A 9,502-nucleotide genomic window follows, 5' to 3' on the forward strand; every position below is an offset into this window, starting at 1 on the left:
CTCTTCCATAATCTTCATTGCCTGAATATGATTTGTTGTGTAGTGATGCAGCATTGAATGGATACATCCTTCTCTCTTCTTCCGTCCATTTTTCCATATGAGGGTCTGCTTCTATTATATACCCTGCCCCATTGTATAAAGCAGCATGGTCCCAGCCGGTTATGATAGGTTTCATAGGCATTTCATCTGCAAATACAATGTCTCCTCGTTCAACATATGGAGGAGGCATTGGTTGACTTTGTGCTATATCTGCAAATATATTGTCTCTTGGTTCAACATCTGAAGTTGATAGATTTTCTCCTTTTATTGTTGAAATTGTTGTTATAAAAATTACTAATCCTACCAACACTATTTTCCCTTTCATTTTTCTCACCAATATGTAAATTTTTTTTTTTTATATATAAAGCTATCGGTTAATATGCTTTTTTGCATAAATATTAAAATAGCCTAAACCTATTTACTCTTAGGATGGGAATATGAAAACACAGAGTAGATTACAGGATCTGGAAGGATTTTTAAGGAGTATCTAAGTTATTGAGTTTAGGTGCTAGACTATTCTACGATTTGAAGCAAGCTCCAAATAAGAAAGACCTTACCTCAATAAGAGGAAAAAGAAGAGGTGAGTGGATGTGACATAAATGGAAATTTCATAATTTTCAAAAACTTGAAAGCGTTGTATGGCAGGAATAAAAATCAGAAGAAACGCAGTCCTACATTTAAAAATAAAAAACAAAAAAGTATGAATGTGAGTTCCGTAAAATAGGAAGAGATTGTATGCCGAGAGCACTTTCTCTGTGGTCAAACGTAAATTTGAAGAACATGTTCCATGAGGTGGAATTAAAGTATTTTTTCTATAATGCCTTGATAGATTATGATATAACTAATGGAATGCTATGGGCAGATCCAAGAAAATCTAAAGGAATAAAAACATAGATTAAATGAAAGAGTAGAAATTGGTTAATTATGCAACACAACAAGTTTTCAGAAAACTATAAATATCGAAAAGATTATTTTTAGCGTGAAAAAATTATTAATCTATTTACTTATCCTCGTTTTGCTATTCCCGCTTAGTCATTCTAATGATTTGGAGTGGAAAATAGGAGATTATTGGAAATATGAAGTAACTTCGTGGGCATTTTATCCCGGTGGTGAGTATGCTGGAGATGTCCAGAAAGTGATCATGGAATACAAAGTAATTGGTAAGGAGAACGTAACCTTTCATGATAAAAGTTATTATGCATATAGAGTAGAAGGGAAAATTTATTATGATTCTAATCTTACAGAGAATTTTACGGAGTTTTATATGACAGATGACTTATCATATCTCAGAGGATGGTATCCTTATAGAGGCGGATGGCTTACCTATGATCCACCTATGGAAAGATTTAAGTTTTTGGAAGTTGGCAAAAAATGGAATCAGAGTGTAGTGGAATTTTATAATGGTTCTTTTTGGGAGGAAAATACAACTCTTTCCCTATATTATGAATGCATTGGAAAGGAAAATATAAAAACGATGGCGGGTGATTTCGAATGTTATATTATCACAGAAAACTATGGAAATATCCCAGCTTTTTATCAGTTGTATTATTTTTCCCCATCAGTTAAAAATATTGTATTATCTGAAAGCTATTTCAACGGAAAGATCGGAGAAAAAAAAGAATTGATATCCACATCCTATACTAAAAAGCCCTTGAAAATAATTTTTATTCCCATTGTTATTCTTTTAGTGCTACTCTTTATTGTTTATTGTTTCTGGTGGAAATACAAAAGGTATTGATACTAAAAATTATAAAGGAAGGAATAAAACAGCAAAAATAGCGTAGCCTTATCCTCTGATTGTTAATGGCGTGACACCCATATCAGTATAAACACCTGATACAGGAGAGAAGACAGCATATATCCGGTAGTTCCAAATAGTCGCTCCTCCATGAATTCCATATACTGTCACAAATGCCACCCCTGGTATTAATTCTCTTCCCCAACTTAATACTGGTGCACCGCTATCGCCCTGCTGATGAAGATATGTAGCCAAGGTTTGGTTATAAAGCACTCTGTCAGAAGAGACTACACGCCATCCCGTATAAGCCACTTCCCCTGTTGTCCAACCAGATGCAATGCCCGACATATAAACTTGGGCACCGACGTTAGGACTCCAATATCCTGTAACGATACCTCTCCTAGACCCATAAGGAACTGTATAAATGAGTGGTGCAACGTTGCTAAAATTCACAAAAGCAGCATCTGAATAATTTCCACCACGACGTTCTACCCTTCCTGCCTCATCTGGACGATCGGGTTGATATATAGGGATATTTAAAGGAGTTAGGTTATTAGGTCCAAGATGCCCTGATACTACATAGCCTTTTGTATTACCCCTTTTAGCCGGCCAGCCTAATGTGGATGTTATCCTCGTTTGCTGAATATAGTTTGTGACTTGAATTCCTCCTATGATAGGACGATATGTATCATTTCTTCCCCTACCAGGTTGAAAAGCATTAATCTTTGTCTCGCTTAAAGGGGTCTCATTGATGATCTCAACATCAAATATTAGTGGGGAAGCTTTTGCAAAGATCACAGGAACATTTTTTATCCCTAAAGAGGTTGCTATGGCATCTATTTTCAAATAAATTTCATTTAGCAAATTTTCATCGAGTTCATATTCCTCCCATATTCCAATATCAAAACACCCCTTCCTTTCATCGGCACCCGTCATGCATATTGGCCCATTAGGATAATCATATTCTTCCAAAAACTTTTCTATTCTCTCTTTTTCATTTATCTTATGGAGTTTATCTATCCATTCCCATCTCTCCTCTTGGGTATCAAACTCTGGAATTTCTCCATAAACAGCTATCACCCATGGGTCGCTCTTTACCTCTTCAAGAGTTTCTGGACCGAAAGTAAGGATTGGCCTTTCTGTTTCAACTTCTGGAGAGAATAACTCAATAAATTTTTCTAAGGCACCCAGTTCATTGTTTATTATTTTATTGATCATATCTTTAACTATTTTTGCTCCCTCTTCTTTGCTTACATTCATCCATGACCAGAAATCGTCTGGAATATCACTCAGATAAATATCTGAAATATTCAGTGTAGAAATAGTTATTTCATCGATACCAAGTGATGTTAAAAAATCTTCTATTTCTTCTTTATGAAGAAAAGGCTTTTCTCCTCCCTTCCCTAGTATTCCATTGATCAATATTAAAGAAATAACTACCCCCAACACTATTTTCCCTTTCATTTTTCTCACCAATATGTAAATTTTTTTTTTATATATAAAGCTATCGGTTAAGATGCTTTGTTGCATAACTATTAAAATAGCCTAAACCTATTTACTTTTGGGGTGGGAATAATGAAAAGACAAATCTAAAAAATAAAAACATAGATTAAATGAAAGACTAAAAATTGCTTAATTATTCAACAAAGCAAGTAAAGGGAAAAGTTGAAATATTTTATAAATATTTTATGGCATGGAGAGCAAGATATCTGAAGAAGAATTTGTTATTAATGCAATTAAAAAGCTTAGAAAACCACCTTATAAGGGAATACACAGTGTTTTCAGCGGTTTTAATTCCGCATTCAGAGAATATTTTGGAAAAGATCCAGTTGAAGTTACAACCAAGATGGCTAAAGAAGGAAAAATTTTAATAAGACCCGCAAAAAGAGGAGTAATGCTTTATCTTCCAGAAGATAATCCAGATCTCCCAAAAACAGAAGAAGTAATAAGGAAAATATTGAGCGAGGAATAATTATTTTATCTCAACTCTTACTCCATTTACCATATAATATATTTTTTCTGCTATTTTGCAGGCATGATCCGCGCATCTCTCCAAGTAGCGAGCAATCATCATATAGTGGGCGCATCTTGTAATATTTTTTTGGTCCTCCATCATATAAGTAAGACATTCCCTGAATATGGAATAGCGTAGGGCATCAACAGTATCATCTCTTTCAGAAAAATCTTGAATTGGAGTTAAATCTTCTGTTTCGAATGCATATAGAGCATCGTCTATCATCTTGCAAACAATATCTGCCATATATGGTATGCTTACTAGCTTTTTTATATGTGGTTGTGAAGAAAGCTCTTTTGCAACATTTGCAATATCTTTTCCGTATCTTCCTATTCTTGTAAGATATGTTATAATTTTCAAGCAACTTGCAATTGTACGCATATCTTTTGCCATTGGTTGATATAGAGCAATTAAACGCAGTGCCTGCTCTTCAATTTCTTCATCCATTCTTGCAATCTCTCCTTTCTTTGATATAACCCAATCCGCAATCTCCTCATCCTGATTTTTAAGAGCAATAACTGATTTGCTGAGCATTTCTTTTGCAAGATTCCCCATTTCTATAACATTTTTTTTCAATTTCTCAATTTCCTGATGAAATTTCTCAACCATTTTCTCACCCAAATCTACCAGTTATATATTTTTCAGTTAATTCCTCTTTCGGATTTTCAAATATCTGCTTTGTTTCTCCAAATTCAATAAGCTTTCCTAAATAAAGAAAGCCTGTATAGTCACTAACTCTGGCTGCCTGCTGCATATTATGTGTAACTATTACTACCGTATATTTTTTTTCCAATTCATCTATCAAATCCTCAATTTTTGCGGTTGCTATTGGATCAAGAGCGGAGCACGGCTCATCCATCAATATTATTTCTGGCTCAATTGCAAGAGCCCTTGCTATGCAAAGCCTTTGCTGCTGCCCGCCGGATAAGCTCAATGCGGATTCATTTAACCTGTCTTTAACTTCATCCCACAGCCATGCTTGCCTTAAGCTCCTTTCAACAATTCTATCAAGCTCCTTTTTATCCTTTATCCCCTGAATTCTTGCTCCATATGCAACATTTTCATAAATTGATTTTGGAAAAGGGTTTGGTTTCTGAAAAACCATTCCTACTTTTTTCCTCACCTCAACAGGATCAATGTCCTTGCTGTATATATCCTGACCGTCAATAATCACACTTCCCTCTATCCTGCAACCATCTATCAGATCATTCATTCTATTGAAGCATCTTATTAGGGTTGATTTTCCGCATCCTGAAGGGCCAATCAGGGCGGTAACTCTATTTCTCTCTATTCCTATGTTTATATCAAATAAAACCTGCTTGCTTCCATACCAAAGGTTAAGATTAACTGTTCTTATTATTTCCATCTCACCACCTTATCTTTTTCCTGTATCTATTTCTTATTATTATAGCACCCATATATAGGATTATCACAATTAATGTAAGCACAATTGCGGTTGCAAAAGCATTCCTCCTTGCCTCTTCTCCTGGAACAGATGTTATAACTATAAAAAGATGATAGGGCAAAGCCATTACAGGCTGAAAAACACTCGTTGGCAAAAATTTCTGGCTAAAAACAGCAGCGGTGAAAAGAATTGGAGCGGTTTCGCCAGCAGCCCTTCCAATGCCCAGAATTGCTCCTGTCATTATTCCTGGCAATGATGCGGGCAAAACAATTTTTTTTATTGTCTGCCATTTTGTCGCTCCCAGAGCAAAACTTCCTTCTCTTACATGGCGGGGGATTGTTTTAAGGGTTTCCTGTGTTGTTTTTATAATTGTAGGTAAAATCATAAGGGCAAGCGTAACTTGTCCCGCAAGAAGGCTTATCCCCCATTTAAGATACATTACAAAAAATGTTAAGCCAAAAAGGCCAAAAACTATTGAAGGAGTACCATTTAGCATCGCTATGCTTGATAAAATCATTTTTTTAATTTTTCCTTCTCTTGCATACTCATTTAAATATATTCCCGCTCCTATTCCCAGGGGCATTGCAAATAGAATTGCTCCACCAACTAAAAGAAGGGTTCCAATAATTGCGGGGAAAATTCCTCCTTCTCTCCCTAAATTTCTAGGGGGCTGGGTTAAAAATTCAATGCTCAGCCCTCTTATTCCTTTTGAAAAAATGTAATATAGGATTATGAAAAGGAAGGAAACGGAGATAATTGCACAAGTTGTTACGGCAGAGAAGGCAATCTTCTGAGAAATTTTTTCAGAAATAAATCCTTTTCTTGCTATGATATAAATTAAAATGACAATGGCAAAAATAGCAATTGAGTAAATTTCAAAAATATAAATGATTAAAAGGGAAATAGCGAATGCAAAGAAAATTTTCGCATATTTGCTTTTCTCAATAAATTTCCATCTTTTCTTATTCCTCTCAATTATTCTCGTTGCAAACCAGTTTACCACAAGTGCAATTAAAAGAAGGATGACCGCAAGCCCATACAGCGCATGATGCCACATCGAATTTGTCGGCGATTCCCCCATTTCAACCGCCATTGCAGAAGTTATGGTTTTTAAAGGCATAAATGGCATTTTTAAATTCGGCATAAGAGCGGAGTTTCCTATAACCATCATCACCGCCATCGTTTCACCAGCAGCTCTTCCAATACCAAGCACAATCGATGCAATAATCCCTGGCAATGATGCGGGCAAAATAATTTTTCTTATTGTCTGCCATTTTGTCGCTCCGAGAGCAAAGCTTCCCTCAATATATTCAGAAGGCACGGAGCTTATCACATCTTCACTTATGCTTGTTATTGTCGGCAATATCATTATCGCAAGCACAATAGAAGCGGAAAGCCACCCCTCGCCACTCGCCACACCAAATTTTGCCTGAAAAAAATTTACAAGAACAACCATCCCGAACAGGCCATATACAACAGAAGGAATCCCAGCGAGAATTTCAATCATTGATTTGATAAAGGACTTTATCCTATTTGGAGCGAGATGAGATATAAATATTGCACTTCCTACTCCAAGAGGCACTGCAATCAGAATTGACATAAATGTTGTCAGCAATGTAGCGAGTATCAAAGGCAATGCTCCATAGCTCGGGGGAAAGCCATATATCTCCCCTTCTGGCCTCCATTCCTTGCCAAAAATAAAGCGAAGCCCTTCCTTAATAAAGATTGGAGCTCCTTCCCGGAGAATAAAGAATATTATGAGAAAGATTATTATGACAGAAAAAAATGCACTCAGGAAAAGAATTGAATTAATTATCTTTTCCTTCAAACGCATAAATGTAATAGTTAAAGGGGTATAAATCCTTCCTCCTCAACTATTTTTCTCCCTTCCTCGCTCAATATGAAATCTATGAATTCCTTGATCAAGCCACTTGCCTCACCTCTTGTAAAAAGATATAATTCCCTTGCCAGTGGATAATTTTTGCTTTTTACATTCTTTATATCTGGCTCGATTCCATCAAGCTTTAGCGCTTTAATCTTCTCGCTTATATAACCAATCCCTACAAAACCTATTGCATTTGGAGTGCTTGCCACTTTATCATGAACCGCTCCATTTGAAGGCAGTGCGAGCATGCTGGAAGTGAAATTTTCTTTTTTCATTATATGCTCCCAGAAAAACTCACCTGTCCCGCTGGCGGTGTCGCGCCCTATGGCGACTATTTCCCCGCTCCATCCGAAATTTTCCCATCGATTATATGTGCCATTGTATATGCCCTTCAATTGCTCGCTTGTTAGCTCGATGAGGGGGTTTGAAGGATGAACTATTATCGCTATTCCATCCAGTGCTATTGTATGCTTTACTAAGCCTGGATAAGCGGTTTTCTCACTCTCCTTTAAATCGCGGGAAGCCATGCCAATATCAACTATTCCATCGCCCACATTTTTTATTCCCATGCTTGAGCCACCTCCACTAACTATTATCTCTGCATCAGGATGCAATTGCATGTATCTTTCCGCACATTTCTGCGCTATTGGGAGAACAGTTGTCGAGCCCGCAATACTTATGCTTGTCTTTCCTCCTATACAGCCAGCAAGTATTATTGCAATGCAAACCAGCAAGATTTTTACTTCTTTCATAAAGCTGAAAAAAGACAAGGTTATATATATTTTTCCGAAATAAAATATATATCTATATATATTTTTATGAATTTTTCCGAAAAGTATATATAAAATTCCGCTATCTTATTTATGGAAATAAGGAAAGTGCAGATCAGCGGTGGCTCATCTTTTATAATTTCCCTGCCAAAAGAATGGGCAATAAAGAATGGAATAAAAAAGAATGATAAGGTTGGAGTAATTGAAGCAAGGGATGGAAGCCTTGTTATAATACCAAAATTTAAAGGGAAAGAAAGGACTATAGAAATTGATGCGGAAGGAGATGAAAATTACATCTTTAGACTTTTGCTTGCAAGCTATATAGATGGATATAATATTATTCGCTTAAGAGCTAAAGAAATAAATTCTTTTATAAGAAATGTTGTTAAAAAATTCATAAAATGCTCAATCGGATGTGAGGTTATAGAAGAGGACAGGCATTCAATAGTAATAAAAGATTTTCTAAGTCCTTCAGATTTACCTTTTGAAAAGATAATAAAAAGAATTGTGTCTGTTGTTGAGTCAATGCATGAAGATCTGATTTATGCAATAAGGAGCAATGAAAAAAGAATTTTGGAGGATATAATCTCTAGGGATGATGATGTTGATAAGCTTCACTGGCTTGTTTCAAGGCAATATAACATTTTATCAAGAAACATTTTTGGTGAAGAAGTTTTTACAAATTATCCTCTTTTGAGCAGAATTCTGGAGAGATGCGCGGATCATGCCTGCAAAATAGCAGAGGGAATAAAAAATTTTAATAAAATAAGCAGTAGTTTGGAGGAAAAAATTTCATCTGCTGAGCTTTTTGCTTTAAAAATTTTTAAGCTGAGCATCAAATCATTTTTTGATAAAGATTTGAAGAAGGCAAATGAATGCATTGAAATGGCTAAAAAAATAAATGAGAAGTGTGCAAAAATAAACAATGAAGCAATTGGAAAGGATGCTAAATCAATAATTTATATAGGACAGATAAGCGATAGCATAAGAAGATTTTCTGAATATTCTGCTGATATTGCAGAATATGTAACAGATTATGTAATAGGGCTAAAAGAATAAAAATAGGAAAATAACCATCTCATTCTTCAAAAAATTTTAAAAATAAGGACAAGAAAGGGCTTGACAGCATACCATCCTTCCCATGTGCTCGCGCAACATAGTACAAGACGGTACGCGGAGAGCTTAACTTCTGGGTTCGGGATGGGACCAGGTGTTTCCCCTCCGCTATGGCCGTCAAACCCCTTGCATACATAGTCTGTTGAGCGAGAGTTGCTCGGGCGATTAGTAGCTGCGAGCTGAGCGGGTCGTTGCCTTCCCGCTTACACCCCAGCTCTATCAACCGGGTGTTTTACCCGAGCCCTAAAGGTGCCTCGTTTCGGGGTGGGTTTCCCGCTTAGATGCCTTCAGCGGTTATCCCTTACAGCGTAGCTGCCCAGCATGCCCTGTCGGACAGCTGGTAGACCAGAGGCTGCGGACCCCCGTTCCTCTCGTACCGAGGGGTCCTTCCCCTCAAGCACCTAACACCCCCAGCGCAGAGCAACCGACCTGTCTCGCGACGGTCTAAACCCATCTCACGATCCGCTTTAATGGGCGAACAACCCCACCCTTGGCGGCTGCTGCACCGCCAGGATGCAGAGAGACGACATCGAAG

The 9,502-nt window shown here is 36.8% G+C and carries 9 protein-coding genes, 1 rRNA gene and 1 other annotated feature; of the genes, 3 read left to right on the forward strand and 7 right to left on the reverse strand.

All coding sequences use genetic code 11. The features are described from left to right. Nucleotides 1–364, reverse strand: a 364-nt coding sequence (locus H5T44_06270) for a hypothetical protein (GenBank protein ID MBC7081825.1), incomplete at its 3' end; no start/stop codon positions are given. Between the two features lie 654 nt (nt 365–1,018). Here H5T44_06270 and H5T44_06275 point away from each other — a divergent pair. Continuing rightward, a complete protein-coding gene (locus tag H5T44_06275) occupies nt 1,019–1,777 on the forward strand; it encodes a hypothetical protein (protein MBC7081826.1) in 759 nt (252 codons plus the stop codon). Between the two features lie 48 nt (nt 1,778–1,825). On the opposite strand, the gene H5T44_06280 is transcribed toward H5T44_06275, so the two are convergent. Continuing rightward, nucleotides 1,826–3,241 carry a hypothetical protein gene (locus tag H5T44_06280; GenBank protein ID MBC7081827.1) on the reverse strand — a complete coding sequence of 472 codons (1,416 nt, stop codon included), beginning with the start codon at nt 3,239–3,241 and terminating at the stop codon, nt 1,826–1,828. A 229-nt stretch (nt 3,242–3,470) separates the two neighbouring features. Here H5T44_06280 and H5T44_06285 point away from each other — a divergent pair, with 229 nt between their 5' ends. Next, nucleotides 3,471–3,749 (forward strand): hypothetical protein, encoded by a 279-nt coding sequence (locus tag H5T44_06285; GenBank protein MBC7081828.1) that lies wholly within the window; start codon nt 3,471–3,473, stop codon nt 3,747–3,749. Here H5T44_06285 and phoU read toward each other — a convergent pair whose 3' ends face one another. The 4 genes from phoU to H5T44_06305 are packed head-to-tail and all read right to left on the reverse strand — an operon-like array spanning nt 3,750 to nt 7,833. Continuing rightward, entirely contained in the window at nt 3,750–4,400 is a 651-nt protein-coding gene (phoU, locus tag H5T44_06290) for a phosphate signaling complex protein PhoU (GenBank protein MBC7081829.1), read from the reverse strand. A gap of 4 nt (nt 4,401–4,404) precedes the next feature. Continuing rightward, a complete protein-coding gene (locus H5T44_06295; GenBank protein MBC7081830.1) occupies nt 4,405–5,157 on the reverse strand; it encodes a phosphate ABC transporter ATP-binding protein in 753 nt (250 codons plus the stop codon). A gap of 1 nt (nt 5,158) precedes the next feature. Continuing rightward, on the reverse strand, nt 5,159–7,030 hold the full coding sequence (gene pstA, locus H5T44_06300; protein ID MBC7081831.1) for a phosphate ABC transporter permease PstA: 1,872 nt from the start codon (nt 7,028–7,030) through the stop codon (nt 5,159–5,161). An 11-nt stretch (nt 7,031–7,041) separates the two neighbouring features. Beyond that, nucleotides 7,042–7,833: a phosphate ABC transporter substrate-binding protein gene (locus tag H5T44_06305; GenBank protein MBC7081832.1), complete on the reverse strand. Its 792-nt coding sequence runs from the start codon at nt 7,831–7,833 to the stop codon at nt 7,042–7,044. Nucleotides 7,834–7,944: 111 nt separating this feature from the next. On the opposite strand from H5T44_06305, the gene H5T44_06310 reads away from it, so the two are divergent. Beyond that, a complete protein-coding gene (locus tag H5T44_06310) occupies nt 7,945–8,910 on the forward strand; it encodes an AbrB/MazE/SpoVT family DNA-binding domain-containing protein (protein MBC7081833.1) in 966 nt (321 codons plus the stop codon). A gap of 58 nt (nt 8,911–8,968) precedes the next feature. Here H5T44_06310 and rrf read toward each other — a convergent pair. Next, nucleotides 8,969–9,089: ribosomal RNA gene (gene rrf, locus H5T44_06315) — 5S ribosomal RNA — on the reverse strand. A 34-nt stretch (nt 9,090–9,123) separates the two neighbouring features. Further along, nucleotides 9,124–9,500: a sequence feature (possible 23S ribosomal RNA but 16S or 23S rRNA prediction is too short), on the reverse strand. Nucleotides 9,501–9,502: the final 2 nt, after the last annotated feature.

The sequence above is a fragment of the Thermoplasmatales archaeon genome, assembly GCA_014361195.1.
Classification (GTDB): Archaea; Thermoplasmatota; E2; order UBA202; family JdFR-43; genus JACIWB01.

Coding starts and splice junctions, on each gene's coding strand:
- H5T44_06280 (MBC7081827.1), bottom strand. CDS start 3,241: ATGAAAGGGAAAATAGTGTTGGGGGTAGTTATTTCTTTAATATTGATC.
- H5T44_06285 (MBC7081828.1), top strand. CDS start 3,471: ATGGAGAGCAAGATATCTGAAGAAGAATTTGTTATTAATGCAATTAAA.
- phoU (MBC7081829.1), bottom strand. CDS start 4,400: ATGGTTGAGAAATTTCATCAGGAAATTGAGAAATTGAAAAAAAATGTT.
- H5T44_06295 (MBC7081830.1), bottom strand. CDS start 5,157: ATGGAAATAATAAGAACAGTTAATCTTAACCTTTGGTATGGAAGCAAG.
- pstA (MBC7081831.1), bottom strand. CDS start 7,030: ATGCGTTTGAAGGAAAAGATAATTAATTCAATTCTTTTCCTGAGTGCA.
- H5T44_06305 (MBC7081832.1), bottom strand. CDS start 7,833: ATGAAAGAAGTAAAAATCTTGCTGGTTTGCATTGCAATAATACTTGCT.
- H5T44_06310 (MBC7081833.1), top strand. CDS start 7,945: ATGGAAATAAGGAAAGTGCAGATCAGCGGTGGCTCATCTTTTATAATT.